Genomic DNA, 20,368 nt, shown 5'->3' on the forward strand with positions numbered 1-20,368 from the left:
CAGGAGAGACCATGAGGTTCGAGGACAAGGTCATCGTCGTCACCGGCGCCGCGCAGGGGATCGGCGAGGCGTACGCGAAGGGGCTGGCCGCCGAGGGCGCCAGCGTCGTCGTCGCCGACCTGAACGAGGAGAAGGGCCAGCAGGTCGCCAAGGAGATCGAGGCCTCCGGAGGCATCGCGAGGTTCGTACGCTGCGACGTCTCCGACCACGCGTCGGCCGCCGCGCTGGTGGCCGAGACGACCGAGGCGTACGGCGGGATCGACGGTCTGGTCAACAACGCCGCGATCTACGGCGAGATGGCCTTCGACCTGCTGATCACCGTCGACTGGGACTACTACGAGAAGTTCATGGGCGTGAACCTCAACGGCGCCCTGGTGATGACCCGCGCCGTCTACCCCGCGATGCAGAAGCGGGGCGGTGGCGCGATCGTCAACCAGTCCTCGACCGCGGCCTACCTCTACTCCGGCTTCTACGGCCTGGCCAAGGTCGGCATCAACGGGCTGACCCAGCAGCTCGCCCACGAGCTCGGTGGGATGAACATCCGGGTCAACGCGATCGCCCCCGGACCGACCGACACCGAGGCGACCCGGGTCCAGGCCGGCGACGCGGCGCGAGAGATGACGAAGGGCATGGCGATCAAGCGTCTCGGCACCACCGAGGACATGGTCGGGACCGCGAAGTTCCTCCTCTCCGAGGAGTCCTCGTGGATCTCCGGGCAGATCATCGCCGTCGACGGCGGAGGGACGTTCCGGCTGTGAGACGCGCAGGTTTTGTGGGACTCGGCAACATCGGCAGGCCGATGGCGCTCCGGCTCGCCGGTGCCGACGGCATCGAGCTGTGGGTCCACGACATCGCCGCCGAGCCGGTCGCCGAGCTCGGTGCCGCCGGGGCGAAGACCGCGGCCTCGGTCGGCGAGCTGGCCTCGGCCGTCGACGTGCTCAGCGTGATGGTCCGCGACGACGAGCAGGTCCGCCAGGTCATCGCCGAGGTGATCGCGGCCGACCGCTCGACGCAGGGACCGCTGACGGTCCTGGTGCACTCCACGGTCGCCCCGGAGACGCCTGCCGCCCTGGCCGCGACCGCGGAGCCGCACGGCGTGCAGGTGCTCGACGCTCCGGTCTCCGGCGGCCCGATGGGAGCGGCCGAGGGCACGCTGGCGATCCTCGTCGGCGGCACCCCCGAGGCGTACGCAGCCGCTGCGCCGGTCCTGGCGGCGATGGGCACCAAGGTGGTCCATGCCGGTGAGATCGGTGCCGGGACGAAGCTGAAGCTGGCCCGCAACCTCCTCCACTTCGCCTCCTTCACCGCAGCCACCGAGGCCGCCCGGCTCGCCGAGGCGGCGGGCCTGGACCTGAAGGCGCTCGGCGAGGTCGTACGCCACACCGACGCGATCACCGGCGGCCCGGGTGCGGTCCTCTACCGCGACACCACGGCCCCGATCGAGGAGACCGACTTCTGGCACGGCGTCTTCGGCCACGTCGCCGCGCTGGGGGAGAAGGACCTCGGCTTCGCGATCGCCCTCGCCGACGAGCTCGGCGTCGAGGTGCCGCTGGCCCGGCTCGCACTCGAGCGGCTCGCACCCGGACTCGGGCTCCCCAAGAACTGAGCAAGGAACACAGAGACATGAGCACTGGACATTCGAGTGAGGGCACCGACAAGTTCGCCGACCTCCCCGAGGCGCGGGCCAGGGGGCTGCGCAAGATGGAGGAGGTCTACGGCTTCGACATGGCCGACGGCGAGGGTGACTTCTTCCGCTACACCGCCGACCACCTCTTCGGCGACATCTGGCAGCGCCCGGGCCTGACCACGCGCGACCGCCGGCTCCTCCTGATCGGCCTGCTCGCCGGCCGGGGCGCCGCCGACGTGCTCGGGATCCAGATCCCCGCTGCGTACGCCAACGGCGAGCTCTCCGAGGACGAGCTGCGCGAGATCGTGGTGTTCCTGAGTCACTACGCGGGGTGGCCCGACGGTGCCAGGATGAACACGGTCGTCGAGGAGACGATCGGAAAGGCCCGGCGGAAGGCTCAGCGCTCATGACGTACGTCATCACCCAGTCCTGCTGCAACGACGCCTCCTGCGTGGAGGTCTGCCCGGTCGACTGCATCCACCCCGGCCCCGACGAGCCCGGGTTCGGTGCCGCCGAGATGCTCTACATCCACCCCGACGAGTGCATCGACTGCGGCGCCTGCGAGGACGCCTGTCCGGTCAACGCGATCTTCCCGGACTACGAGGTCCCGGACGCGTTCGCGCCCTACGTCGACATCAACGCCGCCTTCTTCGAGTTCACCGGCGAGCAGGACGAGCCCGTGCCGCTGCCGCCGCCCGGGGCGAAGATCCCGGGAGGCCCGCTCAAGGTGGCCGTGGTGGGGGCCGGCCCGGCCGGCTGGTACGTCGCCGAGGAGCTCGCCGCGACCCGCCGCTGTGACGTCGAGATCACCGTGATCGACCGGCTCGCGACGCCCTACGGCCTGGTCCGCTACGGCGTCGCGCCGGACCACCTGGACACCAAGGAGATCGTCTCCGGCTTCGCCAAGACGGCCCGCCATCGCCGGGTGCGGACGCGCTACAACGTCGAGATCGGGCGCGACGTCACCCACGAGGAGCTGCTCGGCGCCCACCACGCGGTGGTCTACACGACCGGCGCCGGCGAGGGCCGCAGCCTCGGCCTGCCGGGGGAGGAGCTGCCGGGCTCGACGTCGGCCGCCGAGCTCGTCGGCTGGTACAACGGCCATCCCGATCGCGCCGCGCTCAGCTTCCCGCTCGCCCACGAGCGTGCCGTCATCATCGGCAACGGCAACGTCGCCCTCGACCTGGCCCGGCTGCTGCTGGCCGACGAGGAGGCGCTGCAGGCCTCCGACCTGGCGCCGGCCGCGCTCTCGGCCCTGGCCGCCAGCGGCATCCGCGAGGTCGTCGTCACCGCCCGTCGAGGCGCCGAGCACGCCGCCTTCACGAGTCCCGAGCTGCGTGCGCTGGCCGACGACCCCCACCTCGACGTCGTGGTCGACGAGGCCGACCTGGGCTCGTTGCCGACCGAGGCGGACCTGACCGAACGCGACGCCGGCACCTTCGCGGCGATGCAGAAGGCGGACCTGCTCCGCGATCTGGCCGCCCGGCCGCGTACCGACGCCGACAAGCGGCTGGTCCTCCGCTTCGGCCTGACCCCGACCGAGATCCTCGGCTCCGACACCGTCGCCGGGGTGCGCTTCGACACCGGCGAGGAGATCGAGGCGGGGCTGGTCGTCCGCGCCACCGGCTACCGCTCCGCCGGTGTCGCCGGCGTCCCGAGCGAGGAGGGCAGCGGCCGCTTCCCGCACGAGGCCGGCCGGGTCACCGGTTCCCGGGCCACCTACACCGCGGGCTGGGCCAAGCGCGGCCCCAGCGGTGTGATCGGCACCAACCGGGCCTGCGCCGCCGAGACCGTACGCACCCTTCTGGACGACTACGCCGCCGGCTCGCTCGCCGAGCCCACCGGCGAGCCGCTCGATGACCTACTGGCGGCACGCGGGGTGGTCGTGGTCGACCAGACCGGCTGGAACACGCTCGACACCCACGAGCGCGAGTCGGGCAAGGAGATCGGCCGGCCGCGGGCGAAGGTGACGGACCGGGAGGAGCAGGTGCGCATCGCGGCGCTTGCCCGCGTTTGACCCTTGTCCGTTGGGGATGTCTGCCAGAGTGGGTGAAAACCGATCCTCGGGGAAAGGCACTCGATGTCAGGCAGCGACTACAAGGACTGGAACCAGTCGATCATCGACGAGTTCCGCGCCAACGACGGCAATGTCACCTCCGTGCCCTTCGGGCGCGGGCTCGTGCTCGTGCACCACACCGGCGCCAAGACCGGCAAGGAGCGCGTCTCGCCGGTGGCCAACCTCCACCCGGACGCCGACACCTGGCTGATCGCCGCCTCCAAGGCCGGCGCACCGGAGAACCCGGCCTGGTACCACAACCTCCTGGCCCATCCGGAGACCAAGATCGAGACCCCTGACGAGGGCGTCGTCGAGGTCGAGGTCACCGAGCTGAAGGGCGCCGAGCGCGACGAGGCCTGGGAGCGGTTCAAGGCGATGAGCCCGGGCTTCGGCGAGTACGAGGCGAAGACCGACCGGGTCATCCCGGTCCTCGCGCTGCGGCGCAGGTGAGCCTCAGACGGGTGTGATCGGCAGCGACCGGCGCGGCTCGAAGGCGAAGTCTGCGCCGGTGCTGAACCTCACCACCGCGACCTCGGAGGCCTCCGGGGCGGGTTCGGGCCGGCGGACGACCTCGACCCGCCACCCGGGGCCGGCTCCCTCGGGCGTCACCTCGACGTCGAGGTGAGGGTCGAGCGCTTGCACCGCCGCCTGCAGCGGAACGAACCATTCCGGGCCGATCAGCGAGACCCAGGCGCCGTCCTCGTCGGCGGCCCCGGGGCGGACGACCAGCGCGTCGGTGCCGGCCTCGACCGAGACGTACGCAGCGGGGTTGAGCATCGGGTGGAGCGCGAGCAGCCGCAGCGCGCCCTTGGTGTCCGGCGGCAGGTCGAGGCCCCGAGCGAGCCGGGCTCCGGCGATGCCGGCGAGCCCGACGAGCTGTTTGCGGCGGATGTCGAGGAGCTGCTCGGGTGAGCTCGCCCGCGGCTCCAGGGCGAGCGTGAAGCCACGGTCGAGCAGGGCCATCTGCAGGCAGACCTCGTCGGCGATGCGCGCCAGGGCGGAGCGGGAGAACGCAGCGAGGTCGAGGTCGGAGACCAGGGGACCCGCGTAGTCTGCCGCGCCGTCGTCGGCGGGGTCGATCGGCGCGAGCTCGAGCCCGGCGGCGCGGGAGCGCTCGTTGACCGCCAGCTCCGGGATCGCGACCGCCTCGGGGTGGGCGTCGTCGATGACCACGGTCCAGCGGCAGTGGGGCGTCCGGTCGGCGGGCGTCCGCGGCGGCCGGTGGACGGGACGTACCTGGGCCCGCGGGTGCGTCGCGATCGCGGTGGCGTCGAAGGTGGGGTCCTCGATGTCGTGGCACATCCCACGGACGTACTCCTCGCCCATGGGCTCGACGTCCATCAGCGCGCCGCAGTGGTCGAGGTGGAACTCGCCGTGGCGGGCGTCGTGCACGGTGTAGCGGAAGTCCATGAACTGCGGCGGCGCGCCGATGTCGAGCTGGAGGCCCTTGAAGATGGTCGGTACGTCACCCTGCCCGGGCACCGCCGGCGCGTAGCCGAGCGCGGCCTGCATCCGCCGCGTGTAGATCGGCGAGGCCGCGGCCCATTCGACGATCGCGATCCGCAGCATCTCCTCGCGCCCGAAGGCGGAGATGCACCACGCCATCCCGGCCCGGTCGATCAGCTGGCCGATCAGGAGGAGCTCGCGGACGACCTCGGCGAGCTCCTCCCGAGTCAGGTCGGCATAGCGGGAGATCAACGGATGTGGAGCTTCCGCATCCACCGCAGCGACGTCTGCATCTGCTTGGCGTAGTCGTCGAAGGTCTGCTTGCCCTGCGGCCCCATGACCTGCTTCTTCAGGGTCGCGACGTTCTGGGTTTCGGTGTACTTCAGCAGCCCCTGGTCGCCGTGACGTGCGCCGACGCCAGACTGCTTCATGCCGCCCGACGGTGTCGACTTGGAGGCGTACGCGGTGGCGAGGCCGTCGTTGATGTTGACGTTGCCGGACTCGATCCGGGCCGCGATCGCCTGGGCGCGCTTGAAGTTGGTGGTCCACACCGAGGCGTTGAGCCCGTACTCGGTGTCGTTGGCCAGCTCGATGGCCTCCTCCAGGGTGGAGTAGCGGTGCAGCGAGACGACCGGCCCGAAGGTCTCGGTCACGCCGTGGAGCATCTCCTTCGTCGTGCCCTCCAGGATGGTCGGCTCGAAGAAGGTCGGCCCGATGTCGGGGCGTGCCTTCCCGCCGGTCAGCACGGTGGCGCCCTTGGCGACCGCGTCCTCGACGTGCGACTGCACCCGCGCCAGGTGGTCGGGGGAGACCAGCGCCCCGAGGTCCGGCCCGAAGGCGTACGCAGCCTCGATCCGCATCCCCTCGACCGCGGCGACGAACTTGTCGCGGAACTCGTCGTACATCGCCTCCGGGATGTAGATCCGCTCGATGTGCATGCAGATCTGGCCGGTGTTGCCGAAGACGGCGAACATCGAGCCGCCCACAGTCTCGTCGATGTCGGCGTCGTCGAGGACGATCATCGGGTTCTTGCCGCCGAGCTCGAGGCAGGCGCCGATCAGGTTGCGGCCGGCCTGCTCCCCGATCACCCGGCCGGTGGCGGTCGAGCCGGTGAACATCGCGTAGTCGACGTTGTCCAGCATCGTCGGGCCGACGTCGGGGCCCTCGCCGCAGACCACTTGGAACAGCCCCTTGGGCAGCCCGGCCTCCTCGAGCAGCGAGATCCCGAACAGCGGCGAGAGGGCGGTCTTGTTGTCGGGCTTGAGGAGCACCGCGTTGCCGGCCATCAGCGCCGGGATCGCGTCGGAGAGACCGGTCGCGAACGGGAAGTTCCACGGCGCGATGATCCCGATCAGCCCTCGCGGCGGGTGGCGCTCGATCGAGCTCGACAGCAGCGGCATCACGCCGGGGCGCTTCTTGTCCTTGAGCAGCTTCGGAGCCCGCTTGAGGTAGTGCGAGATCACCATCGGCGGGTCGCACACCTCCTCGAACGCGATCCGGCGCGCCTTGCCCGACTCGGCCTGGATGAGGTCGGCGATCTTGTGCTGGTTTCGCAGGATCAGCTCGTGGGCACGCTTGAAGACGGCCAGCCGCTCCGGGAGCGGGGTGGCCGCCCACGCGCGCTGAGCCGCCCGGCCGGCCGCGGCGGCGCGCTCCACGTCCTCCGGTGAGGACTGCGGCAGCGCGACCAGCACCTCACCGGTGTAGACCTCGGTCAGCTTCCAGGACGCACCCGTCGAGGACGGGACCCGGGAGACCAGCTCGCCCAGCAGCTCCTCGGTGATCCAGTCGGGGCGGCGTACGTCTGGTGTCTTCGCTGTGTCAGTGCTCATGTCTGCTCCGATCAGCTGTTCTCGAGAATGGCTCTATGAATTTTCGTCAAGGACGAAGGCCGCGCACCGGTCACCGATCATGACCGCGGGAGCGTTGGTGTTGCCGCCGATGATGGACGGCATGATCGAGGCGTCGGCGACGCGGAGGCCGTCGATGCCGCGTACGCGGAGCCGCGGGTCGACCACGGCCCGCTCGTCGACGCCCATCCGGCAGGAGCCGACGCCGTGGTAGATCGAGGTCGCCCGGTTGGTGACCTCCTCCTTCATCGCCTCCGCGTCGATCGCCTTGCCGGGGTGGATCTCCGACTTGACCTGGTCGCCGAAGGCCGGGGACGCCATGATCTCGCGGATCATCTCGACGCCCTCGAGCAGCACCCGCTTGTCGTCGGGCTCGGCGAGGTAGTTGAAGTCGATCAGCGGCTCGGCGGTCGGGTCGGCGCTGCGCAGCCGCAGCGTCCCGCGCGAGCGCGGGTAGATCAGCGACGACATCACCGTCAGCGCTGCCCGTGGGTCGACCTCGTGGCGGATCGGCGCGTCCTGGTTGGGGGAGGGGTAGGCCCAGGGGAGGACGTGCAGCTGCAGGTCGGGTACGTCGGTGGCCAGCGAGGTGCGGACGAACCCGACGGTCTCGAAGACGGTGTGACCGAGGATCGACCTGCCGACGGTCTGCTCTTTGAGGACCGCCTTGCCGAAGTATCCGGCCGTGCCGTGGTGCAGCGCGGTCGGCATCTCCCAGGTGGTCGGCACGAACATGTGGTCGTGCAGGTTGTCGCCGACCGGCAGCTCGTGGACGGTCTGGATGCCGTGCTCGGCCAGGTGGGCGGAATGACCGATTCCGGAGAGCATCAGCAGCTGCGCCGAGCCGAAGACGCCGGCGGAGACGACGACCTCCTGGGTCGCCGAGATCCTCTGCGGGCCCTGCCTGGTGATGATCTCGACGCCCGTGGCGCGGCCGTTCTCGATCACGATCCGGGAGACGTGCACGCGGGTGAGCGTGGTCAGGCTGGGCAGCTCCTGGTCGTGGAGATACCCGCGCGAGGCCGAGTAGCGGAGGCCGTCGATCGCGCTCTGCTGGAAGGTCGAGACGCCCTCCTGCTCGGCGCCGTTGTAGTCGTCGAGCACCTTCACGTCGAGGGTCTCGGCGGCGGCGCGCTGGAAGGACAGCGACGCCTCGGTCGGCCGCGGGTGCTTCATGACCTTGATCGGTCCGCCGGTGCCGCGGTAGTCGGAGCCGCCGCCCTCGTAGTCCTCGATCCGCCGGTACGCCTCGTTGACCGAGTCCGCGTCCCAGCCGGTGTTGCCCTCTGCGGCCCAGGCGTCGTAGTTGGCCCGGTTGCCCCGGACCCACAGCAGACCGTTGATGGAGGAGGAGCCGCCGAGCACCTTGCCGCGCGGCTGGGGGAGCTCGCGGTTACGGGCGTGCTTCTGGGGGACCGTGTGATAGCCCCAGTCGACCAGCTTCTTCAGCCGCGGCTCGGCGTGCATCGGGCCGATCATGCCGGGCTTGGTGACCATGTAGTTGTGCTTGTCGTTCTTCCCCGCCTCGAGCAGGATGACCGACTTGCCGGCCGCGGCCAGGCGGCCGGCCACGGCACAGCCGGCTGAGCCGGCGCCGACGACGACGTACTCGGCCTCGGTGATCTTCTCGCGGCCCATCTCAGATCCTCTCGATGATCGTCGCGGTGGCCTGTGCGCCCCCGGCACACATCGAGACCAGGGCGGTGCTGGCGTCGCGGCGCTCGAGCTCGTGGAGGGCGGCGGTGAGCAGCCGGGTGCCGGTGGAGCCGACCGGGTGGCCGAGCGCGATGGCGCCGCCGTTGACGTTGATCTTCTCCTCGGGCACCTGGTGCACCTTGGCCCAGGACATGACGACGCCGGCGAAGGCCTCGTTGACCTCGGCGATGTCGATGTCGCCGATCGTCATCCCGCTGTCCTTCAGCGCCTTCTCGGTCGCCTGGACGGGGCCGTCGAGGTGGTAGTAGGGGTCGGAGCCGACGAGGTTCGAGGTGACGATCCGAGCCCGTGGCTTCAGCCCCAAGGACGCGGCGACCGAGGAGTCCATCAGCAGCAGCGCCGAGGCGCCGTCGGAGATCTGCGAGGAGGTGCCGGCGGTGTGGGTGCCGCCCTCGAGCACCGGGCTGAGCCCAGCCAGCTTCTCCAGGGACGTGTCGCGGATGCCCTGGTCCTCGGTGACGGTGCGGAGCTCGCCCGTGGGGTTGCCCTCGTCGTCGAGCATGGGGGCCTCGACGGCGAAGATCTGGCTCTTGAAGTGGCCGGCGTCGCGCGCGTGGCGCGCCTTGACCTGCGACCACAGCCCGAACTCGTCGACCTCGTTGCGGGAGAAGCCGCGGTTCTTCACGATCCGGTCGGCGCCCTCGAACTGGTTGGGCAGATCGATGTTCCAGTCCGCGGGACGCGGGTCGCCCGCACCCTTGGGGACGTTGGCGCCCAGCGGGATGCGGGACATCGACTCGATGCCGCAGGCGATGCCGACCTTGATCTGGTCGGAGGCGATCATCGCGTTGATCAGATGGGTGGCCTGCTGGGCCGACGAGCACTGCGCGTCGATGACCGTGGAGCCGGTGTGGATCGGCAGCCCGGCATGGAGCCAGGCCCGGCGGACCATGTTGTTGGACTGCTCACCGGCCTGGGACACGCAGCCGCCGATGACCTGATCCACCAGGTCAGGGTCGACTCCGGCGCGCTTGAGCACCTCCACCTGGGCGGCACCGAGCAGCACGCCCGGGTGCAGGCCGGCCAGCCAGCCCTTGCGCTTGCCGATGGGGGTACGTACGGCTTCGACGATGACGGGCGTGCCCATGGAACCTCGCTCTTCGGGGGTTTCGACAAGTCGCTGGTGCGCGGCAACGCGCCGCCACGCCTGGTGACGTGACACCGGTTACACTCGATTGTCCCAAAGTAGAACGTGTTCTCGTTTGGCGCAACCCTTGTGTGATGCGGAGCATTGTGTGACGATAAACTAGAACGTGTTATAGAAAAGACCTCGAAGGAGCACACCCGTGACCGCTCTCCCCGTGGATTTCGATCCGACTGATCCCGTGCTCAACGAGGAGCGCGTCCCGCTGCAGGAGTTCCTCGAGCTTCGCAAGACCGCGCCGGTGTGGTGGGTCGAGCAGTCGCCGGCCGCACGCGCCGGCTTCCTGGACACCGGGTTCTGGGCGGTGACCAAGCACGAGGACATCCTGGCCGTCTCCAAGGACAGCGAGAACTTCGGCACGAACGAGAACGGCGTGATCATCCGGTTCGCGCCCGACATGACCCGTGAGCAGGTCGAGCTGCAGCGCGCGATGCTCATCCACCACGACGCCCCGGACCACACCAAGCTGCGCCAGATCATCAGCCGCGGCTTCACCCCGCGCGCGATCAACGCCCTCAAGGAGCGCCTGGTCGAGCGGGCCAACAACATCGTCGACGACGCCCTGGCCAAGGGCGAGGGCGACTTCGTCTCCGAGGTCGCCGCCGAGCTCCCGCTCCAGGCGATCGCCGAGCTCCTCGGTGTCCCGCAGGAGGACCGGCGCAAGCTCTTCGACTGGTCCAACCAGATGCTCGCCTACGACGACCCGGACTACGACGCGGACCCCGAGGCCGCCTCGATCGAGATCCTCTCCTACGCGATGGCGCTGGCCGCGGAGCGCAAGGCCGACCCCAAGGACGACATCATCTCCAAGCTCGTCAACGCCGAGCTGGAGGGCGGCGCGCTGGGCGACGACGAGTTCGGCTTCTTCGTCATCCTGCTCGCGGTCGCGGGCAACGAGACCACCCGCAACGCGATCACCCACGGCATGCAGGCCTTCTTCGACCACCCCGACCAGTGGGAGCTGTGGAAGAAGGAGCGGCCGGACACCATGGTCGACGAGGTGATCCGCTGGGCGACCCCGGTCACCGTCTTCCAGCGTACGGCGCTCAACGACGTCGAGGTCGGCGGGCAGCTGGTCAAGAAGGGCCAGCGCGTCGGCATCTTCTACGCCTCCGGCAACCACGACGAGGACGTCTTCGACGACCCCGACACGTTCGACATCACCCGCGAGCACAACCCCCACCTCGCCTTCGGCGGCCACGGCGCCCACTACTGCATCGGTGCCAACCTGGCCCGGATGGAGGTGCGGATCATGTTCGACGTGATCGCCGACCGGATGCCCGACCTGAAGCCCAACGGCACGCCGCGACGCTTGCGCCACGCCTGGATCAACGGCATCAAGGAGATGCCGGTGACCTACGCCTGACTCCGGGCGCTACGGCACGACCACGTTGGAGAAGTGGGGTCGGCGGAACGGATACTCCGCCGGCACCCACTTCTTCAGCGCTTCATGGACCACCTCGTAGAGCCCACGCTCGTAGGCCTCGGTGGTCACCCACCAGCTGACGTCGACGTCGTACGCAGCCAGCTCCTCGCTCAGCTCCTGCCGGACGCCCAGCGGGTAGAGATAGGCGCACCCGACGTAGCCGAGCTCTGAGGTCTCCAGGACGTAGGAGAACGACTTGTTCTCCTTCCACTCGCCCTCGTGCCAGACGAGGTCGATGTAGTCCTCCTCCTCCGACGTCGGACCCGTCGGCCAGCCGCCGCCCCGGGTCGCGTTGATGAGGTCGATGTCGGCGTTGATGGCGCGCACGTCGTCGGCCAGGCACTCGCGCGACAACGGCCGCGCGGTCAGGTCGCCGTGGGTGAGCACCCTCGGTGCCTCGAACCCGGCGGGGACGGCCAGCAGCTTGCTCAGTCCTGCGTAGCTCATGCCCGAAGGCTACGTTCGCAGACGCACGGCCAGCATCCCGGCGTACGCGGCCAGCAGTCGCTCCTTCGGATATTCGTCGGGTCGCGCCAGCAGCAGCCGGGCGAACTCCTGCACCAGCGTGACGAGCGAGTGGGCGACCACCTCGACGTCGAGGTCGGTCTCGGGCCCGAGGTTGGTGCGCAGCACGTCGGCCACGAACCCGCGCAGCAGGACCAGGGTGCTCTCGATGCGTTCGCGCACGGCGGGCGGAGCGCCATCGGTCAGGCCGAGCACCGGGCGCCAGGTCTCCGGATCCTCCTGGACCGCCTGGAGGAGTCCGTCGGCCGCATCGAGCAGCCACCGGTCGAGCTCGACCGGGACGCCGCCGGCGGGGATGAGCGCCAGCGCCGCGTCCGTGGCGCGCTGCTGGGTGCGGTCGAGCAGGGCGTGGAGGAGTGGGTCGATCCCTCCGTACGCGTCATAGACGACCGGCCGCGTCACGCCTGCCTCGGCGGCGATGGCGCTGATGGTGAGCTGACCGTAGCCGTCGCGGCCGAGCACGCGCAGCGCCGCGTCCAGGAGCGCCTCCCGACGCTCCTCGAGAGGCATCCGGGCGGCATAACGTCGCCTGGCGGCGGGTCGGTCGTTGGCCATCACGAGGAACGTTACGGGTTGGAGGACGCACGGCGGAAGGGGTGACACACGCCACACGATGTGCGAATCTACACCCGTGTAGTAATTGACGGCGGCTGTCGACGACGAGGAGTTTCCGGGTGACCGCAACCTTGCCCGAGCGGCTGGCGACCGGCCTCTGGCGCCGTTTCGCCGAGGGGCTGAGGACCGTCGGGGAGACCATCGCGCTGGGCGCCGAGGCCTGCGCGTACGCCGCCAGGGACATCGTCACCGGCCGGTTCGACTGGGCGCAGGCCGCCGACCAGGCCTGGTTCATGGCCCGTGTCTCCCTGCTGCCGACGATCCTGGTCGCGATCCCGTTCGGGGTGGTCACCTCCATCCAGGTCGGCGCGGTGGCCAACAGCATCGGCGCCTCGTCGTTCAGCGGTGCCGTCAACGGCGTCGGCGTGCTGCGCCAGGCCGCGCCGCTGGTCACCTCGCTGATCATCGCGTGCGTGGTCGGCTCGGCGATCTGCTCCGATCTCGGGATGCGCACGATCCGCGACGAGATCGCCGCCCTGGAGGTGATGGGCACCAACCCCGTCCAGCGGATGGTGGCGCCCAGGATCGTGGCCGCCGTCTTCCTCTCGGTGATGCTGACCGCGATCGTGGCGGTGGCCGCGATCGCGACCGGTTACGTGATGAACGTCGGGCGGGGCGTGGTCGGCGCGGGCACCTATCTGGACGCGTTCACCAACTTCAGCCAGAGCGCCGACCTGTGGCTGGCCGAGGGCAAGGCGGTGCTGTTCGGGCTGATCGGCACCACGGTGGCGGCCCACAAGGGGCTGGGGGCGACCGGAGGGCCGCAGGGCGTCGCCGACGCGGTCAACCAGACCGTCGTGCTGAACGTGATCGTGCTGGCCGTGGTGAACGCGGTCGTCACCCAGGGATACCTGGCGCTCGCTCCGGGCGGGGCTGCCTGATGGCCGCGGTCGAGAACGGCGGGCCGTCGACCGGCTGGTGGAGCCCGCTGGTGCCGTTCGGCTCCTTCCTCACCTTCAGCGCCTCCGTCCTGCTGGCCGTGCCGGCCACGCTGGTGCACCACTGGCGCACCTGCCTGGAGCACTTCTCCGACATCTGCTGGGGCAAGGGCGCGATCATCGTCGGCGGCGGCACGATCGGGGTGATGGTGCTGCTCTCGGTCTCGGTCGGCACCTCGCTCGGCATCGAGGGCTTCAACGGGTTGGAGCTGGTCGGACTGGCGCCGCTGGTCGGGTTCATCTCGGCCACCGCCAACACCCGGGAGCTCGGGCCGCTGGTCGCCGCCCTGGCGCTGGGGGCGCAGGTCGGCTGCCGCTTCACCGCCCAGCTGGGCGCGATGCGGGTCAACGAGGAGGTCGACGCGCTCGAGGTCATGTCGGTGCGCCCGGTGAACTACCTGGTCGCCACCCGTCTGGTCGCCACCATGCTCGCGATCGTGCCCCTCTACGTGATCGGCCTGCTCGGCTCCTACATCGCCTCGGAGTCGACCGTGGTGATGCTCTTCGGGCAGTCGCCGGGCCAGTTCGACCACTACTTCCTGGAGTTCCTGACGATGCGCGACATCGGGTTCTCGCTGATCAAGATCCTGATCTTCGCCGCGATCGTGGTACTGATCCACTGCTGGTACGGCCTCGCGGTCTCGGCCGGCTCGCTCAACGTCGGCGAGGCCACCGGCCGCTCGATCCGGGCCAGCTTCGTGGTCATCGTCGTGCTCAACATGCTGCTCACCGTCGCCATGTGGGGTGGCGACCCGGGCTTCAGGATCTCCGGATGAGCCGCGCCACCAGGCCCCAGACCCTGGCCGTACGCGGCGCCGCCGGTGTCGTGGTCTGCGGGCTGCTCGCGGCCGGGATGATCGTGCTCTCCGGGCGCCCGTTCGCCGACGTCGTCGCGACCCGGGCCGCCATGGTCGACGTGGGGGCCTCGCTGCGTACCGGGTCGGACGTGAAGATGGGCGGGGTCGTCATCGGCACCGTCACCGGCATCAGCCGGGCAGCGGAGTCCTCGAAGGCCTCCGTCGCGATCCGGCTGGACGGCGAGGCGGCGGAGAGGCTCCCGGCGGACGTGGCGGCGCGGGCGCTGCCGGCGACCGTCTTCGGCACCGCGTACGTGGACCTGGTCTCGACCGGCTCCCGGCCAGGGAGGTGGGCGGGCGGAACCATTCCGCAGGACCTGCGCCAGGGCACCGTCGAGCTGCAGCAGGCCCTCGACAGCATCGACGAGCTGGTCAGGGCGGTCAGCCCGGCCGACCTCAACGCCGCGCTGGCCGCGGTGGCCGGCGGTCTCGACGGCCGTGGCGACGACATCCACCGGACCCTCGAGCTCGCCGCCACCGTGCTGGAGCGGGCCGAGGCGGACCTGCCCACGATCCGGTCGACCGCTGCGCTGCTGGCGGTCAACCTGGAGACGCTGGAGGCGACCGCCGGCGACCTGTTCGCAGCCCTGGAGTCCGGCACCGCGACCGCCGAGACGATCGCCGCCAAGCGTGAGCAGCTCGCCGCGCTGCTCTCCGGCGGCCTCACCCTGACCGCCGACGCGCAGCGGTTCCTCGACGAGCACGGCGCCGAGCTGGTCGAGGCGATGGACCAGGCGGCGGTGGTCGCCGACGCCGTCGCCGACAACCGGGAGGACGCCGTGGTGGAGAGCTTCCGGGCCAACCGCGAGATCGGCCAGGAGATCCCCACCGTGATCGACGACGGCCGGGCCGCCCTCGACCTGATCCTGAGCCGGGTCGCGCCGCCCTACTACACCCGTGAGCGCGACTGCCCGACCTACGGCAGCACGAGAGGGGAGTGCTGATGTCCGGGCTGCGTGGCTCCTCGGGCCGCCCCACCGCGACCTACCTCAAGCTGGGTGCCTTCACCCTGGTCGCCGGGCTCGCCTTCGCGCTCGTCCTCGGCACGCTGAAGGCGCCGGTCGCCGGAGACCTGGTCACCTACACCGCCGAGTTCGCCGACGTGAACGGCCTGCACGAGGAGGATGCCGTACGCATCGCGGGAGTCAGCGTCGGCAAGGTCACCGACATCACCGTCACCGCCGCCGGGAAGGCGACGGTGGAGCTGACGGTGTCCCGGAAGCAGCAGGTGCTGGACACCGCGCGGCTCTCGGTGCGCTACCAGAACATCGCCGGGCAGCGGTTCCTCGGGATCGAGCAGACCCGCGGCTCGGGGAAGCCCCTGGCGGCCGGGTCCCGGATCCCGGCGACCCGGACCAGTGCCGGGTTCGACCTGACCGAGCTGCTCAACGGGTTCCGGCCCCTCTTCGACGTACTCGACCCCGACGAGGTCAACCAGCTCGCGGCCACCATCTTGAAGGTCCTCCAGGACGAGGGCGGCAGCATCCCGGTGCTGCTGGAGCAGACCGCCGAGCTGACCAGGTTCGTGGCCACCCGCGACCAGGTCTTCGAGCGGGTGCTGAGCAACCTGACCCCCTTCCTCGCCGACCTGGCCGCGCAGGGGGACGAGTTCGAGACCACGGTGCGCGAGCTCGAGAAGCTGATGAAGGGTCTGGCCGAGCAGCGCGACGCCCTCGGTGCCTCCGTCGAGGAGCTGTCGGGACTCCTGGCCACCGGCGCCGACTTCGGTACGCAGATCGAGGCTCCCGCCCGCACGCTGAGCCGCAACCTGCGGATCTCGGTGACCGCCTTCGCCGCCAACCTGACCAGCTTCGACGGTGCCGTGGTCGCGTTCGCCCAGCTGGTCGAGACGCTGGGCAGGATCACCTCCTACCGCAACGCGCTCAACATCTACGTCTGCCGCTACGACTTCGCCGTCGACGAGCTCGTGCTGGCGCTGCCACCGACCGACGACCGCTACTCCGAGGTGTGCTCCGGATGACCCCACTACGAACCATGGACCCGCTCAAGGTCGGGATCGTCGCCGTTGTGCTCGCCGCGCTGACGGTTGTCTTCGTCTTCCGGGCCGGGGCGCTCGGCTTCGGCGAACGGGTGTGCGTGGCCCACTTCGAGCACACCGCCGGCCTCCGGGTCGGCGAGGACGTGACCGTGGCCGGCGCGCGGGTCGGGGAGGTGCGCTCGATCTCGCTCGGTGCCCGCGATGTCATCGTGGAGTTCACGGTCGAGGACCACATCCGGCTCGGAGCCCGCACCGGCGCCGAGATCGAAGTCGCCACCCTGCTTGGCACGCATCTGCTCGCGGTCACGCCGGCCGGCGGGGGAGAGCTCGCCGAGGACACGATTCCGCTCTCCGCGACCAGCGTGCCCTACAACCTCCAGGACATCGTCGACCGCGGGAGCGCCTCGCTCGACGAGCTCGACCCCGAGCTCCTCTCCCGCACCCTCGACGAGGTCGGCGCCACCATGGCGAGCTCCCAGCCCGACCTCGCCGCCGCCCTCGACGGCGTCTCCGCGGTGTCGGAGGTCGTGCTCACCCGGGCCGACCAGGCCGACGCCCTGGTGAGAGCGGCCACCGACGTGACGAGCCGGCTCAACGCCAACAGCACCGAGATCGTCTCGCTGATGAAGCAGGCCAACGCGGTGATGGCCGAGCTGCAGAGCCGCCGCGGCGCGATCCGTCGGCTGCTGGCCGACGCCCAGCGGCTCACCACCACCCTGAAGCGGGTCGTCTCCGCGAATCAGCAGGACCTCGACGTCGCGCTGACCAAGCTGGCCGTGGTCATCAAGGGGCTGCGCGCGCAGGAGAAGGAGCTCAGCGCCGCGCTCGACGTGCTCGGTCCGTCGGCCCGCTACCTGGCCAACGCGACCGGCAACGGCCCCTGGGTCGACATCCGGCCCGACGACCGCGCGCTGCCCGACGGGCTGACCTGCCGGCTGAAGGGGCTGTGCTGATGAGCGCGCCGTGGACGCAGGGCAGGCATCTGGGCAGGTATGTCGCGATCGTGGTGGCTCTGGTGGCCGCCCTCGGCGCCGGTGCCGCGGCGATCCCGTTCGCCGGCACCTACTCCGTGACCGTCACCTTCGCCGACACCGCCGGCCTCTTCGTCGGCAACGACGTCGGCGTGCTCGGGGTCAAGGTCGGCGAGGTCAAGCGGATCACGCCCGCGGGCGCTGGGGTCGAGGTCGACCTCGAGCTCGACCAGGACGTCACCGTGCCGGCCGACGCCCAGGTGCTGATCGTCTCGCGCTCGGTGGCCAACGACCGCTACGTCGAGCTCACCCCGCGCTACGCCGGCGGGCCGGTGCTCGCCGACGGCGACCTGATCACCAGCGAGCGCACCCGCACCCCGGCCGACTTCGACGCCATCCTGAACGCGCTCGACCGGTTCAGCAGCGGGCTCGCCGGAGGCGACGGCAAGAGCGTCGACCGGTTCCTCCAGGCAGGATCGGCGACCCTGGGGTCCAACGGGCAGCGGGCCGGCGCGGCGTTGGCCGATCTCGCCGCCGCCCTGAACGAGGTCAACGGCCACACCGACTCCGCCGTCGCCGCGCTGCACGAGACCGACGAGCTGACCAGCGCGATGGTCGCCCACGATGCGCTGATCGAGCTCTTCATCGAGAACGTCACCGCGACCTCCGAGCTGCTCGCGGAGCAGCGCACGGAGTTCACCGCCACGCTGCGTACGACCCGGGAGGCGATCGACGCGCTGGCCAGGTTCACGCAGGCCAACGACAAGGACCTCCAAGCGGCGCTGACGCAGGTCAACGCCGTGCTCGACCTGATCCTGGCGCACACCGACGACATCGAGGAGTTCGTCGAGGTGCTCCCGCTGGCCCTGCAGAACGTCGAGCAGGCCCGCGCGCCCGGAGGCGTGATGCTGCGCGTGCCGCTCACCGACGCGCTGAGCGAGGAGCTCGCCGGCCGGTGTCGTGAGGCCCTCTCGGACGTGTGCGACATCGTCGGCACCGACCCGCTCCAAGGCCCGCTCTCAGGGAGCCGGCCGTGAGGCGGGCGGTCCTGATCTCCGTGGCGGCGGCGGGCCTGCTGCTGACCGGGTGCGGCATCGACGCCCGTACGCTGCCGCTGCCCGGCACCCGAGCAGGAGACGACGCGACCACGGTCGAGGCCGTCTTCGACGACGCCCTCAACCTCGGCGTCGGCTCGAAGGTGAGCGTCAACGGCGTCGACGCCGGCCGGGTGGTCTCGCTCTCCACCGACGGCTACTCGGCGGTGGCCGAGATGAGCCTCGAGGACGGCGTACGCATCACCGACCACTCCGCGGCACGGCTGCGCTACGACACCCCGCTCGGCGAGGTCTACGTCGACGTGACCACCCCCGAGGGCGGCCGGGCGATCCCCGAGGGAGGACGGCTCGACCCGGCCCGGTCGACGACGGGCCCGACCGTCGAGGACGCGCTCGCCTCGGCGTCCCTGCTCATCAACGGCGGCGGCATCGGTGACCTCGGCCGGATCGTCGACGAGCTCAACCGGGCCGTCGGCGACGGCACCGACCTGGCCCAGGTGCTCGACCGGAGCGCCACCTTCCTCACCCAGGCCAACCGCACCACCGCCGAGATCGACCGCGCCCTCACCTCCCTCGACGCGGTCTCCGCGACCCTGACGAAAGAGAAGAAGACCATCACCGACGCGCTGGCGGCGATCGGGCCGGCGGCCCGCACCGTCCGGGAGCAGACGAAGCAGATCATCGCCCTGCTCAACCGGCTGGTGAGGCTCTCCCGTGACGCCAACGGCGTGCTCGGCCGGATGGACGACGACACCGTCGCCGTGGTCCGCGACGCCGGGGCGATCCTCGCCCAGGTCCGCCGGATCAGCGGCGATCTCGGCCCCGGCCTGGACACGTTCATCTCGGCGATCAACGAGCTGCTGGAGGTCATCCCCGCCGACCACCTGCCGATCCAGCTCCGCGTCGACATCGGCGACTCCGTCGCGCAGGACCCGCTCAACCCGCTGCCACCCCTCCTGGATTCGCCGGTCCTGCCCCAACAACCCGGCTGGGACCTGGGCGGCCTCCTCGGTGACGGCGCCGTGCTCGGAGGGGTGGGCTGATGGCGCTGCGCGAGACGGACCGGCGCCTCTTCGTCGGCTTCGGGGCGGCCGTGGTCGTGTTCGTCGCGGCGACGGCGTACCTGCTGCTGGTCACCCTCGAGATCCCGCTCCTGTCCCGGCCGTCCACCGTCACCGTCGACCTGGAACGCACCGGCGGCCTGTACGAGGGCTCGTCGGTGACCTACCGCGGCGCCAAGGCCGGGGTCGTGGAGACGATCGAGCTGACGACCGACGGCACGGCGCAGGCCCGGATCAGGCTGGATCCGGACGTCCGGATCCCGCAGGACTCCCCGGCCGAGGTGCGCAGCCTCTCGCCGGTGGGGGAGCAGTACCTCGACTTCCAGCCGACCACTGCTTCCGGGCCCTTCCTCCGCGACGGCAGCCGGGTGCGCGCCGAAGCGGTGGACCTGCCCACCACGCTGGCCAGCACGGTGGTCAGTCTCGAGATGCTGATGGACCAGGTCGACCCCGAGCAGCTGCGGACGGTGGTCACCGGACTGCGCACGACCTTCGCCGGCCGCGAGGACGAGCTCGCCGACCTGGTCGAGGGCAGCCAGGTCCTGCTGGTCACCCTCGACGAGGAGTGGCCGACGATCTCCCGCGTCCTGGTCAACTCCGAGTCGCTGCTGCGCATCGGCGACCGGCACGCCTCCGACGTACGCGCCGCCGCGCACGACCTCGCCCTGCTCACCGCCGAGCTGGAGAAGGCCGACCCCGAGCTGCGCCGCGCCTTCGACCGTGGCCCCGAGCAGTTCGCCGACCTCGTCCGCCTCGTCGGTGTCCTGGACCGTACGCTGCCGCCGACCCTGGAGCGCACGACCGCCCTGACCGACATCCTCGTCGTGCGCGACCCGCACCTGCGTGAGCTGCTGGCCGAGTATCCCGACGCCATCCGCTCGCTGGCGGATGCGATGTACGACGGCGCGATCCACGGCGGCCTCGTCCTGCAGAACGACTACCAGTGCGACTACGGCGGCCCCAAGTATCCGGCCACCGACACCACCTCCGAGCCGCTCTACGAGGACGGCCACTGCTCCGCGCCGCCCGACCGAGTCGTGCGCGGGGCGGACAACGCGCCCGGCTCGACCGGATAGGCAGAC

20 protein-coding genes are annotated in these 20,368 nt (G+C 70.7%); 14 read left to right on the top strand and 6 right to left on the bottom strand.

Features of this window, described 5'->3' with window-relative positions; all coding sequences use genetic code 11:
• Positions 1-11 precede the first annotated feature (11 nt).
• The 5 genes from HD557_RS12070 to HD557_RS12090 all read left to right on the top strand — a co-directional run bounded on the left by HD557_RS12070 (position 12) and on the right by HD557_RS12090 (position 4,133).
• A complete protein-coding gene (locus HD557_RS12070; protein WP_196874054.1) occupies positions 12-758 on the top strand; it encodes an SDR family oxidoreductase in 747 nt (248 codons plus the stop codon).
• Positions 759-772: 14 nt separating this feature from the next.
• Positions 773-1,606 (top strand): NAD(P)-dependent oxidoreductase, encoded by an 834-nt coding sequence (locus HD557_RS28985; protein WP_196874055.1) that lies wholly within the window; start codon positions 773-775, stop codon positions 1,604-1,606.
• 17 nt (positions 1,607-1,623) lie between these two features.
• Positions 1,624-2,037, top strand: coding sequence for a carboxymuconolactone decarboxylase family protein (locus HD557_RS12080; protein WP_008360140.1), 414 nt, complete (start codon positions 1,624-1,626; stop codon positions 2,035-2,037).
• The gene (locus tag HD557_RS12085; protein WP_196874056.1) at positions 2,034-3,644 is read left to right on the top strand and encodes an FAD-dependent oxidoreductase; all 1,611 of its coding nucleotides are present in this window, start codon (positions 2,034-2,036) and stop codon (positions 3,642-3,644) included. The genes HD557_RS12080 and HD557_RS12085 overlap by 4 nt, the downstream gene beginning before the upstream one ends.
• Positions 3,645-3,707: 63 nt before the next feature.
• Positions 3,708-4,133 (top strand): nitroreductase/quinone reductase family protein, encoded by a 426-nt coding sequence (locus HD557_RS12090; RefSeq protein ID WP_008360136.1) that lies wholly within the window; start codon positions 3,708-3,710, stop codon positions 4,131-4,133.
• Positions 4,134-4,136: 3 nt separating this feature from the next.
• On the opposite strand, the gene HD557_RS12095 is transcribed toward HD557_RS12090, so the two are convergent.
• The 4 genes from HD557_RS12095 to HD557_RS12110 are packed head-to-tail and all read right to left on the bottom strand — an operon-like array spanning position 4,137 to position 9,782.
• Positions 4,137-5,381, bottom strand: coding sequence for a hypothetical protein (locus HD557_RS12095; protein WP_196874057.1), 1,245 nt, complete (start codon positions 5,379-5,381; stop codon positions 4,137-4,139).
• Positions 5,378-6,961, bottom strand: coding sequence for a succinic semialdehyde dehydrogenase (locus HD557_RS12100; protein WP_196874058.1), 1,584 nt, complete (start codon positions 6,959-6,961; stop codon positions 5,378-5,380). The genes HD557_RS12095 and HD557_RS12100 overlap by 4 nt, the downstream gene beginning before the upstream one ends.
• Before the next feature lie 33 nt (positions 6,962-6,994).
• Positions 6,995-8,617 carry a GMC family oxidoreductase gene (locus HD557_RS12105; protein ID WP_196874059.1) on the bottom strand — a complete coding sequence of 541 codons (1,623 nt, stop codon included), beginning with the start codon at positions 8,615-8,617 and terminating at the stop codon, positions 6,995-6,997.
• A 1-nt stretch (position 8,618) separates the two neighbouring features.
• Complete coding sequence (locus tag HD557_RS12110; protein ID WP_008360130.1) at positions 8,619-9,782, bottom strand: steroid 3-ketoacyl-CoA thiolase; 1,164 nt, start codon at positions 9,780-9,782, stop codon at positions 8,619-8,621.
• Positions 9,783-9,981: 199 nt separating this feature from the next.
• Here HD557_RS12110 and HD557_RS28990 point away from each other — a divergent pair, with 199 nt between their 5' ends.
• Positions 9,982-11,205, top strand: coding sequence for a cytochrome P450 (locus HD557_RS28990; protein ID WP_045549415.1), 1,224 nt, complete (start codon positions 9,982-9,984; stop codon positions 11,203-11,205).
• Positions 11,206-11,214: 9 nt separating this feature from the next.
• Here HD557_RS28990 and HD557_RS12120 read toward each other — a convergent pair whose 3' ends face one another.
• Both HD557_RS12120 and HD557_RS12125 read right to left on the bottom strand, forming a co-directional pair.
• The gene (locus HD557_RS12120; RefSeq protein WP_196874060.1) at positions 11,215-11,712 is read right to left on the bottom strand and encodes a GNAT family N-acetyltransferase; all 498 of its coding nucleotides are present in this window, start codon (positions 11,710-11,712) and stop codon (positions 11,215-11,217) included.
• A gap of 9 nt (positions 11,713-11,721) precedes the next feature.
• Entirely contained in the window at positions 11,722-12,345 is a 624-nt protein-coding gene (locus tag HD557_RS12125) for a TetR/AcrR family transcriptional regulator (protein ID WP_196874061.1), read from the bottom strand.
• Between the two features lie 119 nt (positions 12,346-12,464).
• Between HD557_RS12125 and HD557_RS12130 the strand changes: the two genes are divergently transcribed.
• Genes HD557_RS12130 through HD557_RS12165 form a run of 8 tightly spaced genes read left to right on the top strand, consistent with a single transcriptional unit; the run spans position 12,465 to position 20,362 of the window.
• On the top strand, positions 12,465-13,286 hold the full coding sequence (locus tag HD557_RS12130; RefSeq protein ID WP_196874062.1) for an MlaE family ABC transporter permease: 822 nt from the start codon (positions 12,465-12,467) through the stop codon (positions 13,284-13,286).
• Complete coding sequence (locus HD557_RS12135; protein ID WP_196874063.1) at positions 13,286-14,119, top strand: ABC transporter permease; 834 nt, start codon at positions 13,286-13,288, stop codon at positions 14,117-14,119. The genes HD557_RS12130 and HD557_RS12135 overlap by 1 nt, the downstream gene beginning before the upstream one ends.
• Positions 14,116-15,144, top strand: a complete 1,029-nt coding sequence (locus HD557_RS12140; RefSeq protein WP_196874064.1) for an MCE family protein — start codon at positions 14,116-14,118, stop codon at positions 15,142-15,144. Before HD557_RS12135 ends, HD557_RS12140 begins: the two co-directional genes overlap by 4 nt.
• A complete protein-coding gene (locus HD557_RS12145; protein WP_196874065.1) occupies positions 15,144-16,181 on the top strand; it encodes an MCE family protein in 1,038 nt (345 codons plus the stop codon). The genes HD557_RS12140 and HD557_RS12145 overlap by 1 nt, the downstream gene beginning before the upstream one ends.
• Positions 16,178-17,152, top strand: coding sequence for an MCE family protein (locus HD557_RS12150; protein ID WP_008360117.1), 975 nt, complete (start codon positions 16,178-16,180; stop codon positions 17,150-17,152). Before HD557_RS12145 ends, HD557_RS12150 begins: the two co-directional genes overlap by 4 nt.
• Complete coding sequence (locus tag HD557_RS12155; protein ID WP_196874066.1) at positions 17,152-18,207, top strand: MCE family protein; 1,056 nt, start codon at positions 17,152-17,154, stop codon at positions 18,205-18,207. Before HD557_RS12150 ends, HD557_RS12155 begins: the two co-directional genes overlap by 1 nt.
• The gene (locus tag HD557_RS12160; protein ID WP_040755504.1) at positions 18,204-19,268 is read left to right on the top strand and encodes an MlaD family protein; all 1,065 of its coding nucleotides are present in this window, start codon (positions 18,204-18,206) and stop codon (positions 19,266-19,268) included. The genes HD557_RS12155 and HD557_RS12160 overlap by 4 nt, the downstream gene beginning before the upstream one ends.
• Complete coding sequence (locus tag HD557_RS12165; protein ID WP_008360111.1) at positions 19,268-20,362, top strand: MlaD family protein; 1,095 nt, start codon at positions 19,268-19,270, stop codon at positions 20,360-20,362. Before HD557_RS12160 ends, HD557_RS12165 begins: the two co-directional genes overlap by 1 nt.
• Positions 20,363-20,368: the final 6 nt, after the last annotated feature.

This window comes from Nocardioides luteus, from assembly GCF_015752315.1.
Lineage (GTDB): Bacteria > Actinomycetota > Actinomycetes > Propionibacteriales > Nocardioidaceae > Nocardioides.

Bases quoted from the DNA above. Each gene is read 5' to 3' on its own strand.
- HD557_RS12070 (WP_196874054.1), top strand. From the start codon at position 12: ATGAGGTTCGAGGACAAGGTCATCGTCGTCACCGGCGCCGCGCAGGGG.
- HD557_RS12080 (WP_008360140.1), top strand. From the start codon at position 1,624: ATGAGCACTGGACATTCGAGTGAGGGCACCGACAAGTTCGCCGACCTC.
- HD557_RS12085 (WP_196874056.1), top strand. From the start codon at position 2,034: ATGACGTACGTCATCACCCAGTCCTGCTGCAACGACGCCTCCTGCGTG.
- HD557_RS12090 (WP_008360136.1), top strand. From the start codon at position 3,708: ATGTCAGGCAGCGACTACAAGGACTGGAACCAGTCGATCATCGACGAG.
- HD557_RS12100 (WP_196874058.1), bottom strand. From the start codon at position 6,961: ATGAGCACTGACACAGCGAAGACACCAGACGTACGCCGCCCCGACTGG.
- HD557_RS12105 (WP_196874059.1), bottom strand. From the start codon at position 8,617: ATGGGCCGCGAGAAGATCACCGAGGCCGAGTACGTCGTCGTCGGCGCC.
- HD557_RS12110 (WP_008360130.1), bottom strand. From the start codon at position 9,782: ATGGGCACGCCCGTCATCGTCGAAGCCGTACGTACCCCCATCGGCAAG.
- HD557_RS12120 (WP_196874060.1), bottom strand. From the start codon at position 11,712: ATGAGCTACGCAGGACTGAGCAAGCTGCTGGCCGTCCCCGCCGGGTTC.
- HD557_RS12125 (WP_196874061.1), bottom strand. From the start codon at position 12,345: ATGGCCAACGACCGACCCGCCGCCAGGCGACGTTATGCCGCCCGGATG.
- HD557_RS12135 (WP_196874063.1), top strand. From the start codon at position 13,286: ATGGCCGCGGTCGAGAACGGCGGGCCGTCGACCGGCTGGTGGAGCCCG.
- HD557_RS12140 (WP_196874064.1), top strand. From the start codon at position 14,116: ATGAGCCGCGCCACCAGGCCCCAGACCCTGGCCGTACGCGGCGCCGCC.
- HD557_RS12145 (WP_196874065.1), top strand. From the start codon at position 15,144: ATGTCCGGGCTGCGTGGCTCCTCGGGCCGCCCCACCGCGACCTACCTC.
- HD557_RS12150 (WP_008360117.1), top strand. From the start codon at position 16,178: ATGACCCCACTACGAACCATGGACCCGCTCAAGGTCGGGATCGTCGCC.
- HD557_RS12155 (WP_196874066.1), top strand. From the start codon at position 17,152: ATGAGCGCGCCGTGGACGCAGGGCAGGCATCTGGGCAGGTATGTCGCG.
- HD557_RS12165 (WP_008360111.1), top strand. From the start codon at position 19,268: ATGGCGCTGCGCGAGACGGACCGGCGCCTCTTCGTCGGCTTCGGGGCG.